Here is a 22,337-nt window from a genome sequence, read left to right as displayed (position 1 = left end):
CCCCTATTTCAGTCCGGTGCCGGCGATGCCGGTGGTGATGAAGCGTTGCAGGAAGATGAAGACGAGCACGACCGGGATCATGGTCACGACCGTCATGGCGAGGATGAAATGCCACTGCACGTTCAGCTCGCCGGAATAGATGCTCAAGCCGACCTGCAGCGTATAAAGCTCCTTGCGCGAGAGCACGATCAGCGGCCAGAGGAAGTCGTTCCAGCGCCAGACGACGGAGAAGATCGCCAGCACGGCGAGCGCCGGTGACGTCAGCGGCAGAATGATGCGCCAGTAGATCTGCCACTCCGACGCCTTGTCCATCCGTGCCGCGTCGATCAGTTCGTCTGGGATTGTCAGCATGTATTGCCGTAGGATGAAGACTCCGGTCGGTGTGGCGACCGTCGGCAGGATCACGCCCCAGAGATTGTTGAAGAGGCCGAGCGCCGAGACGATCGAATAGAGCGGCACCATGATCACCGAGAGCGGCACCATGAGGGTGGCGAGGATCAGCAGCATCGCGAAGGTGCGGCCGCGGAACTCGTATTTGCTGAGCGCGAAGGCGGCCATCGAATTGACGACGAGGGTGATCAGCGTCGCCGTCACCGTCACGAAAACCGAGTTCCAGAGATAGCGGACGAAGTCGAAATGGGTGAAGGGTTCGCTATAGTTCGACGTCGCGAAGGACATGGTGCGCACCGGCGTCCGCTCGGCGATCTTGACCTTGACGATCTCGGTCGGCTTGTCGGGGGCCACCATCTGGCTGACAATGCCGATGCGGCGAACCTCGGCGAGCACCTTCTTGCTGCCATCCGGCATCGTCACCTCGTAGAGGTCGAGCGGCTTGTCGTAGCCTTCGACCGTCGCCTTCTGCGTCACATAGGGCATGATCGAAGGCGGGAATTCGGCAAGGGCCGCCGGCGACTTGAAGGAGGAACCGACGAGCCAGACGGCCGGACCAAACATGATGAAGAGACCGCCGATCAGCCAGACCCAGGTGAAGATGTCGGTCCAGTGCCAGCCGTTGCGGCCGCGGCGGCGGAAGATGAATTCGGCGACACGGTTCATTTGCGGGCTCCCTTCTTCTCGCCCTTGCGGCCAAGTCCGAGCTGGACCAGCGTCAGCACCACCAGCACGGCGCCCATCAGGATCGAGGCCGCTGCCGCAAGGCCTGGATTGCGCAACTGCGTCGCAAAGCCGGTCTCGTAGATGTATTGGGTGATGTAGAGGGTGCTGGTGCCCGGCCCGCCGCCGGTCAGCACATAGACCTCGTCGAAGATCTGCACGGCGCGGATCAGGACGAGCACGATGACGACGAGCAGGTTGGGCATCAGGAGCGGCAGGGTGATGCGCCAGAAGGCGCGCGCCGGGCGGGTGCCGTCCATCTCGGCCGCCTCATAGAGATCCTTCGGGATCGCCTGCAGGCCGGCAAGCAGGATCAGCGTGTAGAAGCCCATATGCGCCCAGATCGAAACGCCGACGGTCGCGGCAAAGGACCAATTGCGGTCGTTCAGCCAGGTGTAGGGCTCAAAGCCCAGGCCGTAGAGACCGAAGTTGAGCAGGCCCTGGCGCTGCAGGATCCATTTCCAGATCAAGCCGACGACGACGGGCGAAAGCAGCACGGGAAAGAAGAACACCGCTCGCCAGAAGCTGCGCGCCATCAGATCGCGATTGAGGATCAGGGCGGTCACCAACGAAAACAGGATCATCAGGGTGACCTGCAGCACCACGAACCAGGCGGTGTTGCTGACGGCCGTCCAGAAGGTGTCTTCCGCGCAAGAGTTCGGGTCGGCGTAGTTCACGCAATCGAAGAGGCGCGCATACTGGTCGGCCCCGACGAAGCTCCGGTCGGGCAGGAAAAGGGCCGTGCCGCCGGTCATGGAATAGGCGAAGTTGATGAAGAAGGGCAGCAGAACGAATATGCCGAAGATCAGCATGTTCGGCAGTAGGAAGAAGGTCGCCATGCCGCCGATGCCGAACCGGCGCTGCACAAAGCGCAGTGGCGCATCGATGGCGGCCATCGCCAGGCGAACGGGCACCATCGCCGTTTCCCCCAGCCCGGATCCGCTTCCCTTTGGAACATCTGTCTTCATTCCTGGTTCCTCACCCACCGATCGCGCGCTACTACGTATGCAACTATCGCTGCCGGAATATGATAAATTTCGGTTTGCCGAAGGGCGGACTGTCGGGGCGTGTTGCTTGAGCGCTTACGCAAGACCGCGACGCCGCCCGCTGTGATACGCGAGGCGATCCGCCGGCACTGTGCTTCATGCCGGCGGACATCGGGTATCGATTGCTCCGGTCAGTTCCCGCTATCTTTCACCTTCGTGGCGATATCCGAGTCGATGCGGGCAAAGGCCTCGTCGACCGTCATCTCGCCGGCAGCCGCCTGGCTGACACGCGTGACCAGCGCGCCATAGACGGCGTCAGACCACAGCCACCCGGGCAGCTTGCGCGCGACGTCGGAAAGCGACTTGCTCGCTTCGACGAAGGCATTGAGCGCGGCCTTCGCCTGGGCGTCGTCGGTCTTGAAGTCGAGCCCCTTGGCGAGAACACCCTTGTGTGCGGGCAGGAACAGGGTTCGCTCGGAAAACTCCTTCACGATCGGTTCACTCGCAAGGTAGTCCATCACCTTGGCGACTTCCTTCGGGTTCTTGGTGTACTTGACCGCAACCAGACCGGCGCCGCCGGTCATGCCGGTGCAGTTCGCCGGGCCGCAGGGGCTACCGGTCGCCACCCAGTCGAAGTTGGTGCCGATCTTCGTCGAGAAGTTCGGGACCTGCCAGGAGCCCGAATAATAATAGACCAACTGACCGTTGATGAAGTCGTCGGCGGCCGCTCGGTATGTGGAGCCGGCAGCCGATACCCAGACGTCCTTGCTCATCGTGCCGTCGGCAACCCAGCCGACGAAGGTCTTCAGGAAGTTCTTCGTGCCTTCGTCCAGCGGCGCCGGCTTGCCGTCAGAGCCGATATAGTTGCCGCCATAGGCGAGGTTCGGGCCGCTCAGGCGGTGGCCAGAGCGGTCGAGCGCCATTGGGAAGGGAACCTGCTGATTTTCGGCCACCTGCTTGGCCGCCTTCGCCCAATCGTCCCAGGTCGCGTCCTTGCCGGGGATCGCGACGCCGGCCTGTTCGAACAGCGTCTTGTTGGCAAAACCGCCAGCGATCGTGATCTGGGTCATGAAGCCGGAGATCTGGTTCGATCCGTCAGGGCGCATCCAGTCCGCCTGCTCGCCGAAATTCTCGTCCCAATAGGCGGGATCGGCGACCAGCGGCCTAAGGTCGAGCCAGTGCTGGCTCTGAGCCTTGAGGTTGGTGACGCGGGCAATATCCGGGCCGTTTCCAGCTTCGAGCTGTACCGGCAGTTGCTCCTTGACGACGCTGTAGGAGACGTTGTCGAGGATCACGTTGATCCCCGGGTTCTCCTTCATGAAGCGATCGAGCAGGTCCTTCAGCACCTCGCCCTCGACGCCATCGGAATACCACATGATGCGCACGTCGCCGGCCATCGCTGCCGTCGACGTCAGAAGCCCGACGGCGAGCGCCGCGAACATCGTTTTGGTCTTCTTCATTGTCCTTCTCCTCCACATATCCATAGACGAGCGTCCTCCCGCTCGTTTTGGGATGGCGCCGGCTTCTCCCGGCCGGCGCAATTCCTGGGTACCTTTACCGGGCGACGAGCATGGCCGCTTCGCCGGCAACGGTGAAATCCTTGGCCGCAATCGTGCGCCCTTCCGCTTCCGTCGAACCGTCGAGGCGGAACACGACGCGGCCATAGTCGGGATCGTTGACGACGAAGGCGCCGTCGGCGGTTTCCTCGACCGCAAGAGCAGCAAATCTGGCTTCCGCGCCGGCGAGATCGGTGACCTCGCAAACCCGGACAATCCAGCGCGTTTTGTGTCCGGCCTGGCGCAGCTCCGCATTGGCTGATGGGCCATCGGCAACCGGGACCAACACATTGCCGCCAATCAGGACAACGGCGCCGCGGCCGCTGCGCGCCAACGCCAGCCTGCCCTTGACCTTGCTTTCGTCGAATTCGGCGACCGGGAACCACGCATGGGTGAAATCCGGCTGTTCGCTGACGGTCGCAAAGTCGAGTACGGCCAGCCCCCTGTACTGGTGGGCACGAGGGAGGGTGCCGCAACCACCCCAATAGGATGGCCGGCCGTACCCGAACTGAATGGTTTCGCCCGGATGATTGATCCAGATCGCCGCCTCGGGACGCTGGCCAAGGCGCAGATGCAGCACCGTTTCCTGGTAGCCCCACTCGTTCCAGCGATAATGCGCAGCCGAGCCCATGGCGAAGTGGCGGCCCTTGTAGTGGTAAAGCGCGGCAAAGCGGTTTTCGCCCTGGGCGAAACGCCACTCCTGGTGCCAGGCCTCGTCCTGGTGGCAGGCGACAGCCGCCAGTGTTTCCGGCACGACAAGACCGTGATCGCGCAGGCAGACGGCAAGCTGCGGCAGCGCGTGCACGCGTCGGCCGTACCAGCCCTTGCCCCAGAGCAGGCGGGCGACGCCCGAAAGTTCAAGCGAACGGCCGGCGCAGAGCGTGTGCTCGTAGGAACGACCTTGGGCTGCCGTTACCATGCCATGATGAGCCGAGCGGGCGATGATCTCGCAGAGACGGACAATGCCTTTCTTGGCGCGCTCGGCGATATCGGCATCCGGCGAGAGTGCGGCCAGCGCCGTCAGGCCCTTGAGATCGATCGGGAAATAGGGCGCGGAGTTGAACTCCGCCATTTCCCAGGCCTCGAAGTGATCGAGCCAGGCACGGACGCGGGCAGCACCGACGGCGCTCTGCTCGCTTCCCTTGCGGCCCGAGCGTCGGAAGGTCGCCTCGGGGAAGAGGTGGCCGGCAAGATAGGCCGAGGTGTGGAACAGCAGCGCGTGGTTTTCGGAGAAGTACCACTGCACATCGTTGCCCGGTTCGTCCATCCAGTAGCGGAAATTCAAGATCGCCTGATCGATGCGGCCGCGGGTCGTCTCTCCAATGTCGCCGCCCCAGGTTGTGCGCGACCAGATGAGCGGCACAAGCGAGAAGTCTGCGCAGTCATGGCAATCCTCGATCGAGGGCAAAATCTCCTCGATCATCGCATCCGTGTCGGCACCGCCGCGGCCGCTGGCGAGCCGCGCAAAGGCGCGGACCGTGTCACGTTCCGAGAAATCGGAAATCTCATCGAGCGTCTCGGTGATGCGGGCGGCGAGCGTATCGGGAGATTTGCCCTGGCGGCCGGCATGGCAGATCTCGACACCGAGCGAGCGCGAGGCGACGAAACCGTCGGCATTGAGCGTGATGCGGAAATGGCGGAAATCCGCCGGGGTCTCCTCGGATGGGGCGATCGTCAACTTCTTGTCGCCGGCCTTCATCACGAAGTCGTGGTCGAAGCGTTCGGTCGACATGAAGTCGCCTTCGACCGCCACATTGACCTTCACGTCGAGCGGCAGGGCGGCGGCGAAAAGAAGCGTGATGTCGCCCTCGAAATAGGCGGTACGGTCAAAATGCATGCCGTCCAGTACAGCTTCGATGTCGGCGGCCGCTTCGCTCGGGCATGGGACAGGAAGCGCCACGCGCGCCACCGGGCCGGAGACATAATCGAACTGGAAGAAGTAGCGCGCGTCGCGTTCGGCGAGGTCGTCGAAGAAGATCGTGACCTCGTTGAGACCGGCGTTGAGCGGCAGCTCGAATTCAGCCTTGGCCTCGAGATTGCGGCTATAGGGCGCCATCCAGCCGATTTCGGTGCCGTTCAGGAAAAGCACCGCGCCACCACAGGTGCCGAGGCGGATCGTGGCGGTGCCCGCCGTTTCTGCTTCGATCGAGGTGCGGGCCCAGGTCGCAAGTCGTGTCGGCCGGAACCAGAAACCGGAAAGATCGAGCCGCGGTGAGCCGAAGGGCAGCCACCAGCGCGTGGCTTCGAACGAGCCGCGAACCTCCGGCCGCTTGCCGCGATACTTTTCGGCAAAGATCGTGCGGCAAGGATATTCGTGCGGAATGAAGTTCTTGTGTTTGGTCAGGAAGAAGAAGGGGTCCATTTCGCCCTTCATCGGCTGATCCGGCACGTCGAAGCGTTCCTCTGCGATCGCGCCAAGCTGCCAGTAGCCGATGGCCTGCCCCGGAACGAGGCTCTTCTTCAAATGGAAAATCGTATCGCTCATTTCAGCTCAGCCAAGGCTACGGGGGTAACGTCGTTATATTCCTGGTTTTCGCCGGTCATGCCCCAGACGAAGGCATAGGGGCCGGTGCCGGCGCCCATATGGATAGACCAGGCCGGTGACAGCACCGCGTCACCGTCGGCGGCGATCAGGTGCCGCGTTTCGTCAGGCTCTCCCATCACGTGGACGATCCGGTCCTCGGGGGCCATGTCGAAGTAGCAGTAAGCTTCCATCCGTCGCTCGTGCACATGCGGCGGCATGGTGTTCCAGGCGCTGCCCTCGGCCAGATCGGTAATGCCCATCAGAAGCAGGCAGGAAGGCATGACTTCCGGATGGATGTACATCACGAGGCGGCGCTTGTTCGAGCGTTTGACGTCGCCAAGCTCCAGCGCCTTTGCTTCCGCCCTCTTGACCAGCCGGTGCGGCAGATCGGCGCCGGCGGGCACGGAGTTCATGTAGAAACGTGCCGGTCTATCGGCGGTTTCGCTCGAAACGACGATCTCCTTCGCGCCGCGCCCGATATAGAGCACGTCGCGGTTTTCGAGCACGAAGCTCTTGCCGTCGACGGTGATCGTGCCCGTGCCGCCGAGATTGGCAATGCCCATCTCGCGGGCCGAAAGCATATAGGGCGTGCCGATATCGGCGCCGGAGCCGAAGGAAACGCTTTTCGTCTTCGGCATCGCGCCGCCGAGGATCAGCCGGTCGACATGGGTATAGGTGAAGTTCACGGTGTCAGCGGCAAAGAGGTCGCTGATCAGGAACTCGCGCCGAAGCCGCGCCGTGTCGTAAGTCTTGATGTCTTCGGGATTGGCCCCATAGAGAACCTTCATCGTCATGCTGCCTGTCCTTCCGTGCCGACGTGCTGCAGGGCCTCGCAGAGGCACAGGATTGCCAGTGCCTGGCCATAGCCGGTCGGCTGAATTGGGATGTCCTTGTAGAATTGCAGGTCGTGGCCCATGCGCGTTCCATAGGAGACGTTGAGCACAGTGCCGCTTTCATCGATGTTGTGCATCACCGCCTCGAGCGCACGCAGGCCGGCGGCTCTCCAGGCAGGCGTGCCGTAGCCGAGGCGATAGCCCTTGAGCAGGCCGTAGCCGATGCCGGCCGTCGCGGAGATCTCTTCATAAGATGAGGCGTCGTCGAGCAGTGTACGCCACGCCCCGGATGTCGCCTGCAGCGGCAGCAGCGCCTCGACTTGAGTGACGAGCACCCCGCGCAGGTACTCCTTGACCGGTGCGGCGATCTCCGCGAGGTCGAAGAGGTCGAGCATGCCGGCGGTGATCCAGGCGTTGCCGCGGGCCCAGCGGGCGCGGGCGAAATTGTGCCGGCCGTCGAAGGTCCAGCCGTGGAACCAGAGGCCCGACTGGGTATCGGCGAGATAGCGGGCATGGACAAGGAACTGCCGTGACGCCTCGTCGACGAGTTCACGCCGGCCGCTTGCCTGGCCATAGGAAGCGAGGAAGAGGGCGACCATGTAAAGCGTGTCGTCCCAGAGCTCGTTGTCATTGACCTTGTCGGAGACGTGATGCTCGAAACCACCTTCGGGCGTCCGGCCCATTTCGTTCATGACGCGGTTCGCCCACTCGTCGAGTAGCGGCTTCCAGCGCGGGTTTCCAGTTTTGGCCCAGAGCACAGAAAGGCCGAGCATGGGTGCGGTGGTATTGACATTGAGCTCGGGAAGGCCGGCGGCAAGGCGCCCTTCGTACCAGCCCTCGATGAGCTCACGGATGTCGTCGCGGCCGGTAAACAGCCAGAGCTTGATCAGGCCGTAAAGGCCGACGCCCTGCGGCCACTCCCAACTGTCGAAACTGATGTAGTCGCCTGCCGTCCCATCGAGGTTCGGCTCGTCGAAGCGGCCATCATGCTTGAGACCGGTCATGCCGCCGACAAGACGATCGAGACCCATGCGAATATCGCGGGCGTTGAGGCCCATGGCACTCCTCCTCCTTAAGCCGCTCTTCCCTCGGCTTTCTTGGAGAGATAAAGGCATGATGTTTTTTCTTGCGCAACATGAAAATTTTTCTCATTATTGCGACTATGGAGGATCGCATGGTTGCAAAACCGTTGCCGGGCAAGCGTGGCAAGAAAAGCAAGAAGGTTCGGCTAGAGGATATCGCCGAAGCCTGTGGTGTTTCCTTGAGCACCGCTTCCCGGGCGCTTGCCGGGGAAAAGGGCGTGCGCGCGGAAATCCGCCAGCGGGTGCTGGAGGCGGCGAAGAACGCGAACTACATGATCCCGACGGCGGTCGCCGGACAGAAGGTCATCGTCGCCGCATCGAGCGCCGCGATGATCGATTATGTCCGCAACCAGTTCACCCACTACGTACTTGAGGGGTTGAAGGAGCGAGCCCACACGCTCGACCTAGAAATCGTCACCCGGCCTATCGCGAACCAGAGCGAAGAACTGGCGGTTCTCGCCGAGGCAGAGGAGGATGAACAGGTCGCAGGCCTTCTGTTTCTCACGATCGACGACGAGGGAATGCTTGCCGCCACCCGCGGTTTCGAAAAGCCGGTCGTGCTCTTGAACAGCGACGACCCTTATATGCGGCTATCGAGCGTCACCCCCTGCAATCGCTCGAGCGCGCGGCTTGCGACCGACCATCTGATCGAGCTTGGGCACGAGCACATCCTGTTCCTGATGCGGCCGGGACGGCGTACGATTGAGCGGCGCTACGAAGGCTGGCGCGATGGACTGCTGGCAAAGGGCTTGCCTGTCGATGACGACATGCTCGTCACCGTCGAAGACTGGCTACCGGAACTGGCAATGCAAGCGATCATGCAGCGGATCGGCGACCGGGGCCTGGATTTCACCGCGGTGCTCGCCGCCGGCGACAGCCTGGCCGTCGGCGCCATGCTTGGCATTCAGCAGAAGGGCTTTTCGGTTCCCGGCGACGTCTCCGTCATGGGCATGGACGACCTGCCACAGGCGGCGTTCCTCAACCCACCGCTGACGACGATGCATATCCCGATGCGCGAGATCGGCTCGGTCGCGCTCGATCTTTTGCGCGACACACTCTCTGGCATTCCGGCACCGCCGCGGCGGGTGGAGCTTGCCTGTCATCTAGTCGAGCGCTCCTCCACCGGCACGGCTCGATGTATTGGTCGAGCCTGCCGGGACTCAACTGCCTAAGATCTTCGTGCGTCTTTGCAATCTGGGCGCCCGCTCGATCCATGGGCACACCTCACATTCGTCTCGCGAACGGGAGGACGGTCTTAGTTGCCAACGCCACCCTTCACCATTTCGCGCAACTCATCTTCACCTCTGACGCCGGTTCGAAAGAGCTCGATGAGAGTTCGAGCAAGCATGTCCGCTTCGTCACTGTCGCTTGCTATCTGTCTCGCTTCCAATTCACGATCCAATATTCGTTGGAGTGTGTCGAGATCATCGGACGAGAGTGGAAGGGAATAGAAGCCGGTGCTGGGGCACATAACGCTACCTCCCTTTGGTCAATCGAGTTGCGCGATGCGTACGGCGACCCCGTTTCGCTCTTGCGTTGTTTGATGGGGAAATCAACGCTTTGTCCTCTAGCAGCCCCGCGCGGCGGGCCGCCCTCACAAATACGCGCCTTGCTTCGTGCGGCTGTCTCCAGCCATCCAGGACGTCGCGGCAGACCCGTTAGGCTGCGCGATAGGTTCGCCCCCGCGCGCCTTCGGGCCACTGGTCGCGAAGACACTCCAGTGCTTCCCAGGAATTGGCGACAACCCGCTCGCCGGTCGAGCTCAGACGCAGTCTCACTGGAACGGGAAACTGAATATCGCTCATCGTCTACTTGGCCCCAAAGGTTACATCGTTTTGCTATTTCCGGTTTGCGCACGCGCACCGACCTCGCAACCGGCGACGATTGCCTCCGCATCTGGTGCGAGAAGGTTGGCCCGCTGCGCGAAGGCGACAAATGTTCCGCGAGCGGTCTCGACATCGATTTCGCCTGCAAGTGCTGCCTTGCAAGCATTGAGCGCTACGGCGTGCTTCGCATTTCGCTTCGATGGCGGCCACTCGTGCAGCCAGGCATAGGCCTCTCTCACGCTGCGGATCTCAGCCGGAAATCCGAGCCCGACGAGGATCGTGACCGGGTGTCGAAAGCAATCGTGTGACATCGTTCTTCTCCACGCGACATTGACTTTTAACGTCGTGCGTTGGCCGACCTCCTACCGGGTCGCCAGCAAGTGTTTCGACCCGGCGTGAGACAGATCGAGCGCCGCCGTGCCACTGGTTTGCCGGCCACATCCTGGCCCCGATCGCCGCACCAAAGATTCGGGCGCAACGCATCTCGCAACGGTGCTAATCGACTGGCCGCGCCCGTCGGGCGCGGACCTATCGCTTCTGTCAGAAGTCCATGCCTCCAGGTGGCATCGGTGGAACCGGCGCTTCCTTCTTCGGCTTCTCGGCAACCATTGCCTCGGTGGTGATCAATAGGCCAGCCACAGAGGCAGCGTCCTGCAGCGCGGTGCGAACGACCTTCACGGGATCGATCACACCCTGATCGTAAAGGTCACCGAACGCGTTCGTTTGAGCGTTCCAGCCATAGCCAAAGTCGCTCTTCTCGCGCAACTTGCCGACAATGATCGAGCCTTCGGCTCCCGCATTCTCGGCGATCTGGCGCACGGGCGCCTCGATCGCACGGCGAACGAGATCGACGCCGTGCCTCTGGTCGGAATTCTCGGCCTGGATGTTGTCAAGTGCTTTGACGGCTCTCAGCAAAGCAACACCTCCGCCCGGCAGCACGCCCTCCTCGACGGCCGCCCGCGTGGCATGCATGGCGTCGTCGACGCGGTCCTTGCGTTCCTTCACTTCGACCTCGGTCGAGCCGCCGACGCGGATGACGGCAACGCCGCCAGCAAGCTTGGCCAGCCGCTCCTGCAGCTTCTCTCGATCGTAGTCCGATGTCGTTTCCCCTATCTGCGCCTTGATCTGCGCAACGCGGCCCTGAATCTCTGTCTTCGAGCCGGCTCCGTCTACGATCGTCGTGTTTTCCTTCTCCACAACAACCTTCTTCGCGCGGCCAAGCATATCGAGCGTTACGTTCTCAAGCTTGACGCCGAGGTCTTCGGATATTGCGGTGCCACCGGTCAGGATGGCAATGTCTTCGAGCATGGCCTTGCGGCGATCGCCGAAGCCTGGAGCCTTGACAGCAGCGATCTTCAGTCCGCCACGCAGCTTGTTGACGACGAGCGTTGCGAGCGCTTCTCCTTCGACGTCCTCCGCGATAATCAGCAGCGGCTTGCCTGATTGAACGACCGCTTCGAGGATCGGCAGCAATGCCTGCAGATTCGCGAGCTTCTTCTCATGGATGAGAATGTAGGGTTCCTCGAGCTCAACCCGCATCTTGTCCGGGTTGGTGATAAAATACGGCGACAGGTAACCGCGGTCGAATTGCATACCTTCCACGACCTCCAGCTCCGTCACCGCGGTCTTGGCTTCCTCGACAGTGATCACCCCTTCGTTGCCGACCCTTTCCATCGCTTCCGCGAGGAAGCGGCCAATCTCTGTGTCGCCATTGGCCGAGATGGTACCGACCTGGGCGATCTCGTCATTCCTGGTGACTTTGCGGGCGTTCCGCCGCAGTTCCTCGACCACAGCTTCGACTGCTTTGTCGATACCACGCTTGAGGTCCATCGGGTTCATGCCCGACGCCACGGCCTTCGCCCCTTCCTTGACGATCGCCTGCGCGAGGACCGTCGCGGTGGTGGTGCCGTCACCGGCGATGTCGCTGGTTTTCGACGCCACTTCGCGCACCATCTGGGCGCCCATGTTCTCGAACTTGTCTTCAAGCTCGATCTCCTTGGCGACAGTGACGCCGTCCTTGGTGATCCGGGGGGCGCCATACGACTTGTCGATGACGACGTTGCGGCCTTTGGGACCGAGCGTGACCTTGACGGCGTTGGCGAGAATATCGACGCCGCGCAGCAATTTTTCACGAGCATCCGTATGGAATTTCACTTCCTTGGCAGCCATTTTTCTACTCCTTCCTGAGGCAGCATTCCTTGTCCGGTATAGGGCGGCACTAGGCTGCGTTTCTCGCTGCGGCGTCGACCTCGATTACGCCCATCACGTCGGATTCCTTCATGATCAGGAGATCCTCGCCGTTGAGCTTGATCTCGGTGCCCGACCATTTGCCGAACAGAATGCGGTCGCCCGCCTTCACATCGAGGGGTCGCAGCTGCCCGCTATCATCGCGCGCACCAGGACCGGCGGCAACGACCTCGCCCTCCTGCGGCTTTTCCTTCGCGGTGTCTGGGATGATGATGCCGCCGGCCGTTCTTTCCTCGGCCTCGAGGCGGCGAACCAGGATACGGTCGTGCAAGGGACGGAACATCATGTCGCTCTCCTCATAGACAAAGAGAATTTCGAGAGGTCCTCCGCGCCGCATTCGGAACGAAACCGACGCGGGGAGCCGATGCCTTCGGCACCGCTCGAACATCGATCTGGTTTCTGATTTTTCGAGTTTCAAGAGGGCGGCTCGAATTTTTTAGCACTCGTGCCTATCGAGTGCTAACGCTATGAATTCACAGCGCCATTTTACGCCGATCTCGCTCGACTTGGCTTCACTCCCCTCTTGACGCCGTAAAATGGCATCCCCAAATCATTTTTGTCGACGCCCATGTGGGGTCGGCATGGTCAGGGAGCGCCAAGCTTCTTGGCGTTCCCTCGTAAGTCTATGTTGCTCTACGGAGGATGTAGCTATGAGAACAAACCTCGACTTTACCCCCTTCTACAGGTCAAGCATCGGCTTCGACCGCATGTTCGACCTGCTCGAAAACGCCAGCCTCAACGCTGACAATTGGCCGCCTTACAACATTGTCAAACTCGGCGAAGACGCGTACCGCATCGTCATCGCGGTGGCAGGTTTTGCCGAGGACGAACTGACGATCACCCACGAGGCGAACATGCTCGTGGTCAACGGCGCGAAGTCGGAGGATGAGGAAGTCCAGTACCTGCACCAGGGCCTCGCTGTGAGGCCGTTTGCGCGCCGATTTGAACTCGCCGATCACGTCATCGTCGAGGGGGCAAAGCTCGAAAACGGGCTTCTGGTCATCAATCTCAAGAAGGAAGTCCCTGAGGAGATGAAGCCGCGTCGGATCGCCATCCAGGCCGAGCCGACGAAGCCCGCTTCGAAGCAGATCGAAAGCGACAAGGCAGCCTAGTGTGACGCGCCCTGCTCGATCCTCGGCTGTTGCCGAACAGCCGAGGAAGCAGTTGACAAAAGGAGACAAAGAAACCGAAGAAAGGGTCAAGCCATGAGTGTACGTGATCTGATCCCTTGGAGCCGTGGCAGCAGCCAGGTTCCAAGCGTGTATCGCGGCGATGACATGGATCCATTCCTGTCGCTGCACCGCGATGTCAACCGCCTGTTCGACGAAGTCTTCCGCGGTTTCGGCTCGCCATCGTTGTTCGGTGATACGCCCTTCAATGGCGCGTGGCCGCACGTGGAGATAGAGGAGAATGACAACGAGATCCGCATCACCGCTGAGGTTCCGGGCACCGATCCAGACGCCGTTGAGGTGCTGCTGGAAGACGGTCTGCTTACGCTTCGCGGCGAAAATAAAAGGGAGACCGAGGACAAGGATCGCCGCTTTAGCGAGCGCTACTACGGGCGCTTCGAACGGCGGCTGGCTCTTGGTTGTCAGGTCGATGAGGATAAGGTTACCGCTACCTTCAAGAACGGTCTGCTCACAGTGACTCTTCCGAAGGCCGAAAAGGCGGGAGCCAACGTCAAGCGGATCACGATCGATCGCACCAAATAATACCGCTCGCCGCATACCAGCCGGGTGGAGACGTGCCCGGCTGGTTACGAGCGCGAAGCGACGACGTCGATGCCGTAACCACTTGCTAGAGATAGATAATTCGGTCGTGCCGAGCGAAAGTTCGCGGAGCACGTCGGCAACTGCCCTGGCGGTTTGCATCAACCCGCCACGACTGAATATCGGTCGGGCGGGAGTACACATTTTTCGCCCGTCACGCTCGAAGACCTAGTTGCTGGCTTTGGGAAAAATGCGCTGCACTATCGGCGCATCTACCGCACAACGAGGGAAGGGCCGCTGGGCAGAACCCACTAGGCCTCCAGACAAGTGTGAAGGCAGCCGAAGGCGAACGCTGGCGTAATGGGTCACCGAGCGGCCTTTCGACCTATCAAGCGCGACGGCGAACCGCGCTGGCGCGGCACGGGGCGGATACTCGAAAGGCTGGGGCAGCAAGCGTGCCCCAGCCCGAGCCATTCTAGGCCGGCGAGTGGTGACCGCCGGCGCCGGTCATCGTGCCGAGTTGTTCATCCGCAGCCGTCGACATGCCCGCATCTCGGCAGGCGTCAATGAACGCTTCGCGCGCGATCGCGACTGGCGTCATTCGATTTAGAGCGCGGCGGCACGTTTGAACTGCCCGATTGTATTTTCTGCCTCGATAGATATTCCAGTCCCCTTCGAGGAAATCGAGCACGTCGTTGACAGAAGCGAAGACCTGTCGCGTCCCGTCCTTCATTTGAACGGTAACGGACGTCATCCATACCAATTCCGGGTTGAGCATGATGTCCTCCTTTCGCATTCAACCGGATGAAAAAGAAGTGAAGAAAATATCGGGCCCAAGAGCGCGGATTTCAAGAACTGCCGTATCGCCGCCTTGACGCGGGCATGCACTCCCGTCGAGTTGACTTCCCCGAGAAAACGGGGAGGTCACAGCGGACGGCTAGTCAACGATGTGGTAGCCGCCGTCGACATAGAGTACCTGGCCCGTAATCAGCCGCGCGGCATCGTGGGCCAGGAAGGCCGTGGCAACGCCGACATCGTCGATGTCGACGAGTTCGCGCGACGGTGACTTGACCTTCGTCTTTTCGAGCAGCGCGTCGAATTCCGGGATACCGGAGGCGGCGCGGGTCGCAAGCGCTCCCGGCGAAATCGCATGGACGCGGATCCCCTTCGGGCCGAGTTCCGATGCAAGGTAGCGGACCGCACTTTCGAGGGCGGCCTTAGCGACGCCCATGATATTGTAGTTCTCCACCACCACTTGTGAGCCGTGATAGGTCATGGTGAAGAGCGTGCCGCCGTTCTTCATCAGCGGCTCGGCGAGATGGGCCATGCGGATGAAGGACCAGCAGGATATGTCCATGGTCTTCAAGAACCCCTCGCGCGGGACATCAACCACGCGGCCGCCGAGCGTATCCTTCGGTGAAAAGGCGATCGAGTGCACGAGGAAATCGAGTTCTCCCCAGGTCCTGCCGATTTCCTCGAAGGCCGCCTCCATCTGACCGGGAACAGCAACGTCGAGCGGCAGGAAAATCGGCGCTTCGATTTCACGCGCCAACGGCTCCACATGGGGCTTTGCCTTGTCGTTCAGATAGGTGACGGCGACTTCCGCTCCGAAGGCGCGAAAGGCGCGGGCGCAGCCCCAGGCGATCGACCGATCATTGGCGATGCCGACGATCAGACCTTTGCGGCCGTCCAGAAGTTTGGCCTTTGCGACAGGAATGGACATGAATTGTCTCCGATGGATCAGGCAGCACAAGTTTTAAGGAGTGCCAGTGTGTGGCGCGCGATCATCAACTCCTCGTCGGTCGGGATGACATAGAGCGCGACGCGGCTTGAAGGCGTGGAAATCAGCGTGGCATCCGCCTCGTTCGCGGCCGGATCGAGTTCGGCGCCGAGCCAGGCGAGGTTCTCCGCGATACGCGCGCGGATCGCGGCGGAATTCTCACCGACACCCGCCGTGAAGACGAAAGCATCGATGCCGCCGAGCGCAGCCGCAAGCATCCCGACATTGAGGCCGCAGCGATAGAGGAAATGATCGATAGCGAGCTTGGCGTGCGGATCCTCGCTTGCAAGAAGATCGCGCATGTCGTTCGACACGCCGGAGAGCCCCTTGAGGCCTGCCTCATGATAGAGCAGATCCGAAACGGCCTTTGCGCTCATGCCGCGCTGGAGGATCAGATAGAGCACCACGCCCGGATCGAGCTGGCCGGGCCGCGTTCCCATCGGCAAGCCGTCAAGCGCGGTGAAGCCCATGGTGCTCTCGATACTATGTCCGTCGCGCAGGGCACACATCGACGCACCACTTCCGAGATGCGCAACGATGACGCGGCCGCCTGCTACCTGAGGTGCGACGTCGTGCAGGCGCTCCGAGATGTACTCGTAGGAGAGTCCGTGGAAGCCATAGCGCCGGACGCCGTCGTCGTAGAAGCTGCGCGGCATGGCGTAGCAGTTCACCGCTTCCGGATGGCCGTGGTGGAAAGCGGTATCGAAGCAGGCGACCTGCGGCACGTCCGGATTGATCGTCATCGCCTGGCGGATCGGCGCCAGGTTGTTCGGCTGGTGCAGCGGCGCGAGGTCCTGGTAGCTCGCCAGGCGTTCGAGCACGGAGGCATCGATCAGCACCGGCTCGGCAAAGTCGGGGCCGCCATGCACCACCCGATGGCCGACTGCACGCAGCGTGAAGCCTTCGAGGGTCAACAGCCAGTCCCGCGCCGCGGCAATGGCCGCCGGCAGGTCAACAATGACGTCGGCTTCATAGCTTCGATCGACGAGCACGGTTCCGTCGGCCGCTTTCGCCTGCAGGCGTGGTCGCGTACCGATGCCGCCGATCTGCCCCTTCACCCGGCGTTCGAGGCCAGCATCCGTGATCCCGAAGACCTGAAACTTCAGGCTTGACGATCCGGCATTGACGACGAGAAGCGCGTCCATGGTCAGACCGCCGCGACTTCTGGCGTGCGGCGCCGTGCCGCGTAGAGCGAGGCGACGGCACAGGAAGCGAGACGCGTCCGCACCGAGTCCGCCCGCGAGGTCAGCACGATCGGCACCCGTGCGCCAAGCACGATGCCGGCGGCGTCGGCATGAGACAGGAAGGTGAGGTTCTTCGCCAGCATGTTGCCGGCCTCAAGATCGGGCACCACGAGGATCTGCGCCTGGCCGGCAACAGGGGAAACTATGCCCTTGATTTTCGCGGCCTCCGGATCGATCGCATTGTCGAAGGCAAGCGGGCCCTCGAGAACGCCACCGGTGATCTGGCCGCGCTCCGCCATCTTGCAGAGCGCAGCTGCCTCGATCGTCGAGGGGATCTTCGTCGTCACGGTCTCGACGGCAGAAAGAATGGCGACGCGCGGCTCGCCAAGACCGATCGTCACCCAGAGGTCGATGGCGTTCTGCACGATGTCGCGCTTGGCCTCAAGGTCCGGGAAGATGTTGATGGCGGCATCGGTGATGAAGAGCGTCTCGGCATGGCCCGGCACGTCCATGATGAAGACGTGGCTGATCCTTCGATCGGTCCTGAGGCCGGTCGCGGAGGCCGCGACCTCGCGCATCAACTCGTCCGTATGCAGGCTTCCCTTCATCAGCAGTTCGCCGCGGCCCTCACGGATCATCGCCACCGTCTTCGCCGCCGCCGCATGGCTGTGGGGCACGTCGACGATCTCGTAGCTTCCAAGCTCGAGCCGGTGTTCGGCAGCGACGCTACGGATCTTCGCTTCCGGGCCGACGAGCACGGGCTTGATCAATCCCGTTTCGGCAGCCTCAAGCGGTCCACGCAGCGAGGTCTCGTCGCAAGGGTGTGCGACGATGGTGACCGCCGGCGTTTCCTCTCGCGCGGCGGCAATCAGGCGATCGTATTTGGACTGCTGGAGTGGCATTGCGGCTACCTCGGACACGTCGAAACTCCTTCTTCAATCAGGATGCGGCACGCGTGCGGGCGGGTTTGCCCCCATTGATCGCCACCGGCGGCTCGCTTTCCAACTGGAAAAGCGACGCCACCCGTTGCAGCCGCTCGGCCGCGAGACCTGTCAACGCCCCGGAGGCTTCAAGGACCTCGCGAAGCGCGGTGAAGGCGGCGCGACGCTGCTCGACTGCTTCCGGCAACAACTTCGGCAGCGCCGCAAGGGCTGCGTCCTCGTCAATCAGCAGCATGAAGTATTGCTCGCGCATCACCGCCTTGAATTCGGCAAGGCTCAACTGCTTGGCCGAGGGGTGCGCACGGCGAAGCCTGCGAACGGCCTCAAGTCCGCGTTCGTCCGCACCGCCACGTGCCATGCCGACGAAGATCAACGCCCGGGCAAGCCCCTCACACGTAGCACCGTCCGCCAACTTGGCCCTAAGCTCGGCGATCCGCGCCTCGACGAGCGCTTGATGCAGCAGGCTCTTTTCGGCCTTGCGCGGCGGCTGGTTCGAATTTCTGTCGATCCCGAGCGCCGCCTGCAGGGTCGGCGAGCCGTAGATGGCGTGGAAACTCTGCTCCGAAAGATATTCGGCCGTCCGCCGCCAGGCGTCGAGCCCGTCCACGATCTGGTGCGACAGGGCCTCCTGCCAGGCGATGAACGGATTGCCTGCGTCCGCCGGTTCGCGGTTTTCGCGAACTAGGTCGGCAAGCGCTGAAGTCCAGGCCATAAAGGGATTGTCCGGCCCGAACAGCGCATACTGCAGCCGCAACGGATGCATGTTCCGTATCACCTCTGCGACCGGTGGCGTCGCTGCCGCCTTGACCATCGGCTGCAGATAGGTGCGGTAAAGAGCCAGATTGACTTCCGAAAGTTTCGCGGCGGCCGCGAAACGACGCTCGTCCTCGATGTCGTTGCCGCCAAGCGCCCGGATGTCGTCGAGGGTTCGCGCTTCGCAGCGCATCAGCCATTCACCGGAAACGAGGTCCCTGCCCTCCGCGACATCGCCCGCCGGCGTCAGCACCGCTTCGTATAGGCCGGGGGGCAGCACGTCGATGAAATCGATGTTGGAGGCAAATTCGTCATGTTCCTTCCGGGCGACGCCGGCGGACACGAAGATGCCGAGATGCCCGACTGTCTCGTGAACGGTATAGACGATCGTCTGGCCGTAGGCGCGGATCTCGTCGACGCTGTCGTAGAGGTCGAGGATCCAGCCGAGCGCCTGTTGCGGCGGGGTGATGTTGTCTCCCTTCGAGCAGAACACGACGATTGGCGAACGGACGTTGCGAAGGTCGATCGCAGTGCCGTCCGACGTCCGGATTTCGCCGGCGGCAAGCTTGTTGCCGACGAAGAGTTCATCGACGATGAACTGCATCTCCTCGGCATTCAGCGTCACGTGCCCACCCCACCAGCGCTCGAAGCCGAGGTAGCGGGCGGCCTCCGTGTCGATCTTCGAATAGAGATTGTATTGCTTGGTCCAAAGCGTGTTGGCCGGGTTCTGGTTCTCGAAATTCTGCACCAGCCAGGCCCCGTCGAAGACACCGGCGCCAAGATCTCCGGTCAATGCCGTCAGCCAGCTCCCCCCCAAAAGCCCGCCGGAATAGCGCATCGGGTTCTGCCCTTTGACGCCGGCCCAGTAGGAAAGCGGCGCGCCGGCAATGATGATCGGGCCGAAGAGCTCCGGCCGCAGCGCGGCGACCATCATCACGGCCCAGCCCGCCTGGCAATTGCCGATCACACAGGGCTTGCCGTCTGCCTCCGGATGGCGAGCGATCACGGTTTCGAGAAAGTGGGCTTCGGCAAGAACGATATCCTCGATCGTCTGCCCAGGAACCGGATCGGGAAGAAAGCCGATGAAATAGCAGGGATGGCCCGCCTTCATCGCCACGCCGATCTCGCTGTCCGCCTTGAAACCGCCGATCCCCGGGCCATGACCGGCACGGGGATCGACGACGACGAAGGGGCGCTTCGACGGATCGATCACGACGCCGTCGGGCGCAACGATGCTGACCAACGCATAATTTACCGGCTGCGCGAGGCTGCGTCCGTCGCGAACGAGCCGGGCCTCGAACTCCAGCACGTTCGGCGCCGTCTGCGTCCTGTGCTCCTCGTATTGCGCACCGCGCTGCCGCATCACGTCAAGAAAGAGGATCGAGCGCTGCCAGGCATCGAGCGAATAGGAATAGGCATCGGCAAACGTCGGTAATGTCGGGATCGTGGGATGCTTGGGCATGATGTCCACTCCTCGGTGCGATTGAAGGCCAGCCCCGTTCCAAGGCCAATAGAACAACGCAATTGGTCTCGCATTGACCTTAGTCAAAGAGACAGGCGGCATGGCCGCAATATGAACTCGACATAGATGACCCGAGACCGTCTAACCGGGCTGCAGCAGCATATCAGTGGAGTATTACGGCAATTTGTCGCCGTAGCGATTTTTTCGCCCTAAACCTATCGAGGACGCACACACATCGCCAACCTTTGGCGTTTCTTCGCAGTGCAGCATTATACAGAAAACGATACCACGCAAGACGGCCCTTGAAATTCCGGACCGAGCTTGCCAATTGGGGCGAAAACCACAAGGAGTTGCCAAGGCAATGAGCGAAACCGAAATGTCCGTAGAGAAACATGTCTTCGAAGCCGATGTGGCACGACTGCTCCATTTGATGGTGCATTCGGTCTATTCCGACAAGAACGTCTTCCTCCGCGAACTGATTTCGAACGCCGCGGACGCCTGCGAGAAATTGCGCTATGAAGCGATCGTCTCGCCCGAGCTGCTTTCGGGCGATCCGACCCCACGCATCACCCTGACGCTCGATGAAGCAAACAGCCGCCTTGTTGTCGAAGACAATGGCATCGGCATGAGCCGCGATGAGCTCGTCGAAGCGCTCGGCACGATCGCCCGCTCCGGCACACGCGCCTTCATGGAACGCATCGAGGCCGCGCAAGGCAAGGAAGGTGCGCAGCTTATCGGTCAGTTCGGTGTCGGCTTCTACTCTGCCTTCATGGTCGCCGATAAGGTCGACGTCGTGTCGCGCCGCGCAGGTTCTGAACACGCTTGGCTTTGGTCCTCCGACGGCAAGGGCAGCTACACCGTTTCTGCGGCCGAACTTGCGGACGCTCCGGCGCGCGGCACGCGCATCACGCTCCATCTGATGGACGATGCCAAGACCTATACGTCGCGCTGGACGGTCGAGCGCATCGTCAAGGATCAATCCGGCCACGTACCGGTGCCGATCTCCATTCTGGAAAAACCCGGCGCGGAACCGGTTCAGGTCGGCGACGGCACAGCACTCTGGACCAAGCAGAAAAGCGAGATCAGTAAGGAAGACTATGCGGACTTCTACCGCGGCGTTGCCGGGCAGTATGACGACCCTGCCCTGACGGTACACTTCCGCGCCGAAGGCCGGCATGAATATACGGCCCTTGCCTTCGTGCCCGGCTCGAAGCCCTTCGACCTCTTCGATCCGGATCGCAAGGGAAGGATGAAGCTCTACGTCAAGCGCGTTTTCATCACCGACGAGGCGGAATTGTTGCCACGCTACCTGCGTTTCGTGCGCGGCCTCGTCGACACCTCGGACCTGCCTTTGAACGTCTCGCGCGAAATGATCCAGGAAAGCCCGCTGCTCGCAAGCATCCGCAAGGGCGTCACCAACCGCGTGCTGACTGCGATCGAGAAGCTGGCGGAGAGCGAGCCAGAGACCTTCGACAAGGTTTGGGAAAACTTCGGCAGCGTGCTGAAGGAAGGCATCTACGAGGATTACGAGCGCCGCGAACAACTGGTCGCGCTGTCACGCTTCCGGACCACCACCTCGGACGAAGGCCAGCGCAGTCTCGCCGACTACGTCAAGGACATGAAGGAAGGCCAGTCGGCAATCTATTATCTGACGGGCGACAATCTCGGCCAGCTCAAGGCCTCACCGCAGCTCGAGGGCTTTCGCGCTCGCGGCATCGAGGTCCTACTTTTGACTGATCCGGTCGACAGCTTCTGGGTGACGTCCGCCCCCGACTTCGAAGGCAAGCCCTGGAAGTCAATCACCCAAGGCGCTGCCGATCTCAGCCATATCGCCAAGCCCGAAGGCGGCAAGGAAGAAACGCCGAAGGCCAGCCAGTTGGTCATCGACTTCGTCGCCTTCGCCAAGGAAACGCTCGGCGCGGCCGTCTCCGACGTCCGCACGTCCGACCGTCTGACGGAAAGCGCCGTCTGCCTGGTCGCGCCGGAGCACGGCCCCGATCGCCAGCTCGAAAAGATGCTTCAGGGTGCCGGCCGTCTCGAAGACACGGCCAAGCCGATCCTCGAAGTCAATCCGAACCATGCGCTGATCACAGCGATGGCCGCAAGCCCCGCCGGCGATACCGCGTTCCGGACGGACGCGGTTCAGCTCCTGCTCGACCAGGCGCGCGTGCTCGATGGCGACAAGCCGCAGGATCCGCGGGCCTTTGCCGAACGGCTGTCGCGCGTCTTCGATCGCGCACTCAAAGCCTAAAACAAAAGGCCCCGGAAATCTCCGTGATTTCCGGGGCTTTTTGCCGTTTCCTTCAGCAGAGCCTTAACTTGCGCCTTTGACACCTTACGT

18 protein-coding genes and 1 pseudogene are annotated in these 22,337 nt (G+C 61.9%); 4 read left to right on the top strand and 15 right to left on the bottom strand.

The genetic code is table 11. From position 1 onward, the window contains the following. Positions 1-3: 3 nt before the first annotated feature. From ACQ5BM_RS13010 to ACQ5BM_RS12985, 6 genes are all read right to left on the bottom strand, one after another. On the bottom strand, positions 4-1,056 hold the full coding sequence (locus tag ACQ5BM_RS13010; RefSeq protein WP_429811515.1) for a carbohydrate ABC transporter permease: 1,053 nt from the start codon (positions 1,054-1,056) through the stop codon (positions 4-6). Then, positions 1,053-2,081, bottom strand: coding sequence for a carbohydrate ABC transporter permease (locus ACQ5BM_RS13005; protein WP_429811513.1), 1,029 nt, complete (start codon positions 2,079-2,081; stop codon positions 1,053-1,055). The genes ACQ5BM_RS13010 and ACQ5BM_RS13005 overlap by 4 nt, the downstream gene beginning before the upstream one ends. A gap of 209 nt (positions 2,082-2,290) precedes the next feature. Further along, on the bottom strand, positions 2,291-3,559 hold the full coding sequence (locus tag ACQ5BM_RS13000) for an ABC transporter substrate-binding protein (RefSeq protein ID WP_429811511.1): 1,269 nt from the start codon (positions 3,557-3,559) through the stop codon (positions 2,291-2,293). A 94-nt stretch (positions 3,560-3,653) separates the two neighbouring features. After that, positions 3,654-6,140 (bottom strand): hypothetical protein, encoded by a 2,487-nt coding sequence (locus ACQ5BM_RS12995; RefSeq protein WP_429811509.1) that lies wholly within the window; start codon positions 6,138-6,140, stop codon positions 3,654-3,656. After that, on the bottom strand, positions 6,137-6,973 hold the full coding sequence (gene kduI / locus ACQ5BM_RS12990) for a 5-dehydro-4-deoxy-D-glucuronate isomerase (protein ID WP_429811507.1): 837 nt from the start codon (positions 6,971-6,973) through the stop codon (positions 6,137-6,139). The genes ACQ5BM_RS12995 and kduI overlap by 4 nt, the downstream gene beginning before the upstream one ends. Beyond that, complete coding sequence (locus ACQ5BM_RS12985) at positions 6,970-8,070, bottom strand: glycoside hydrolase family 88/105 protein (protein WP_429811505.1); 1,101 nt, start codon at positions 8,068-8,070, stop codon at positions 6,970-6,972. Before ACQ5BM_RS12985 ends, kduI begins: the two co-directional genes overlap by 4 nt. A gap of 116 nt (positions 8,071-8,186) precedes the next feature. On the opposite strand from ACQ5BM_RS12985, the gene ACQ5BM_RS12980 reads away from it, so the two are divergent. Beyond that, entirely contained in the window at positions 8,187-9,266 is a 1,080-nt protein-coding gene (locus ACQ5BM_RS12980; RefSeq protein ID WP_429811503.1) for a LacI family DNA-binding transcriptional regulator, read from the top strand. 303 nt (positions 9,267-9,569) lie between these two features. Here the strand turns inward: ACQ5BM_RS12980 and ACQ5BM_RS12975 are convergent. The 4 genes and pseudogenes from ACQ5BM_RS12975 to ACQ5BM_RS12960 form a co-directional block, all read right to left on the bottom strand. Continuing rightward, positions 9,570-9,899 (bottom strand): annotated as a pseudogene (locus tag ACQ5BM_RS12975) (DUF982 domain-containing protein). Between the two features lie 20 nt (positions 9,900-9,919). Then, entirely contained in the window at positions 9,920-10,231 is a 312-nt protein-coding gene (locus ACQ5BM_RS12970; RefSeq protein ID WP_429811501.1) for a DUF982 domain-containing protein, read from the bottom strand. Between the two features lie 229 nt (positions 10,232-10,460). Continuing rightward, entirely contained in the window at positions 10,461-12,089 is a 1,629-nt protein-coding gene (gene groL / locus ACQ5BM_RS12965) for a chaperonin GroEL (RefSeq protein WP_429811499.1), read from the bottom strand. A 49-nt stretch (positions 12,090-12,138) separates the two neighbouring features. Further along, complete coding sequence (locus ACQ5BM_RS12960; protein WP_429811497.1) at positions 12,139-12,453, bottom strand: co-chaperone GroES; 315 nt, start codon at positions 12,451-12,453, stop codon at positions 12,139-12,141. A 364-nt stretch (positions 12,454-12,817) separates the two neighbouring features. Between ACQ5BM_RS12960 and ACQ5BM_RS12955 the strand changes: the two genes are divergently transcribed. Beyond that, positions 12,818-13,279, top strand: a complete 462-nt coding sequence (locus ACQ5BM_RS12955) for an Hsp20 family protein (RefSeq protein WP_429811495.1) — start codon at positions 12,818-12,820, stop codon at positions 13,277-13,279. 93 nt (positions 13,280-13,372) lie between these two features. After that, positions 13,373-13,879: an Hsp20/alpha crystallin family protein gene (locus tag ACQ5BM_RS12950; RefSeq protein ID WP_429811493.1), complete on the top strand. Its 507-nt coding sequence runs from the start codon at positions 13,373-13,375 to the stop codon at positions 13,877-13,879. Positions 13,880-14,351: 472 nt separating this feature from the next. Here the strand turns inward: ACQ5BM_RS12950 and ACQ5BM_RS12945 are convergent, their stop codons facing one another. The 5 genes from ACQ5BM_RS12945 to ACQ5BM_RS12925 form a co-directional block, all read right to left on the bottom strand. Further along, the gene (locus ACQ5BM_RS12945) at positions 14,352-14,654 is read right to left on the bottom strand and encodes a DUF982 domain-containing protein (protein WP_429811491.1); all 303 of its coding nucleotides are present in this window, start codon (positions 14,652-14,654) and stop codon (positions 14,352-14,354) included. A 159-nt stretch (positions 14,655-14,813) separates the two neighbouring features. After that, positions 14,814-15,599 (bottom strand): enoyl-ACP reductase FabI, encoded by a 786-nt coding sequence (fabI, locus tag ACQ5BM_RS12940; protein WP_429811489.1) that lies wholly within the window; start codon positions 15,597-15,599, stop codon positions 14,814-14,816. A gap of 17 nt (positions 15,600-15,616) precedes the next feature. Next, the gene (locus ACQ5BM_RS12935) at positions 15,617-16,801 is read right to left on the bottom strand and encodes an acetate/propionate family kinase (RefSeq protein WP_429811487.1); all 1,185 of its coding nucleotides are present in this window, start codon (positions 16,799-16,801) and stop codon (positions 15,617-15,619) included. A gap of 2 nt (positions 16,802-16,803) precedes the next feature. Then, positions 16,804-17,742, bottom strand: a complete 939-nt coding sequence (locus ACQ5BM_RS12930; RefSeq protein WP_429812029.1) for a phosphate acetyltransferase — start codon at positions 17,740-17,742, stop codon at positions 16,804-16,806. 37 nt (positions 17,743-17,779) lie between these two features. After that, positions 17,780-19,996 carry a DUF3141 domain-containing protein gene (locus ACQ5BM_RS12925; RefSeq protein ID WP_429811485.1) on the bottom strand — a complete coding sequence of 739 codons (2,217 nt, stop codon included), beginning with the start codon at positions 19,994-19,996 and terminating at the stop codon, positions 17,780-17,782. A gap of 361 nt (positions 19,997-20,357) precedes the next feature. On the opposite strand from ACQ5BM_RS12925, the gene htpG reads away from it, so the two are divergent. Further along, positions 20,358-22,247: a molecular chaperone HtpG gene (htpG, locus tag ACQ5BM_RS12920; RefSeq protein WP_429811483.1), complete on the top strand. Its 1,890-nt coding sequence runs from the start codon at positions 20,358-20,360 to the stop codon at positions 22,245-22,247. Positions 22,248-22,337 lie beyond the last annotated feature (90 nt).

Source organism: Ensifer sp. B1-9, from assembly GCF_050474445.1.
In the GTDB taxonomy this organism is placed as follows: domain Bacteria; phylum Pseudomonadota; class Alphaproteobacteria; order Rhizobiales; family Rhizobiaceae; genus Ensifer.
The sequence above is the reverse complement of the archived record's forward strand: the minus strand, read 5'-3'. Positions and strand labels throughout refer to the sequence as shown.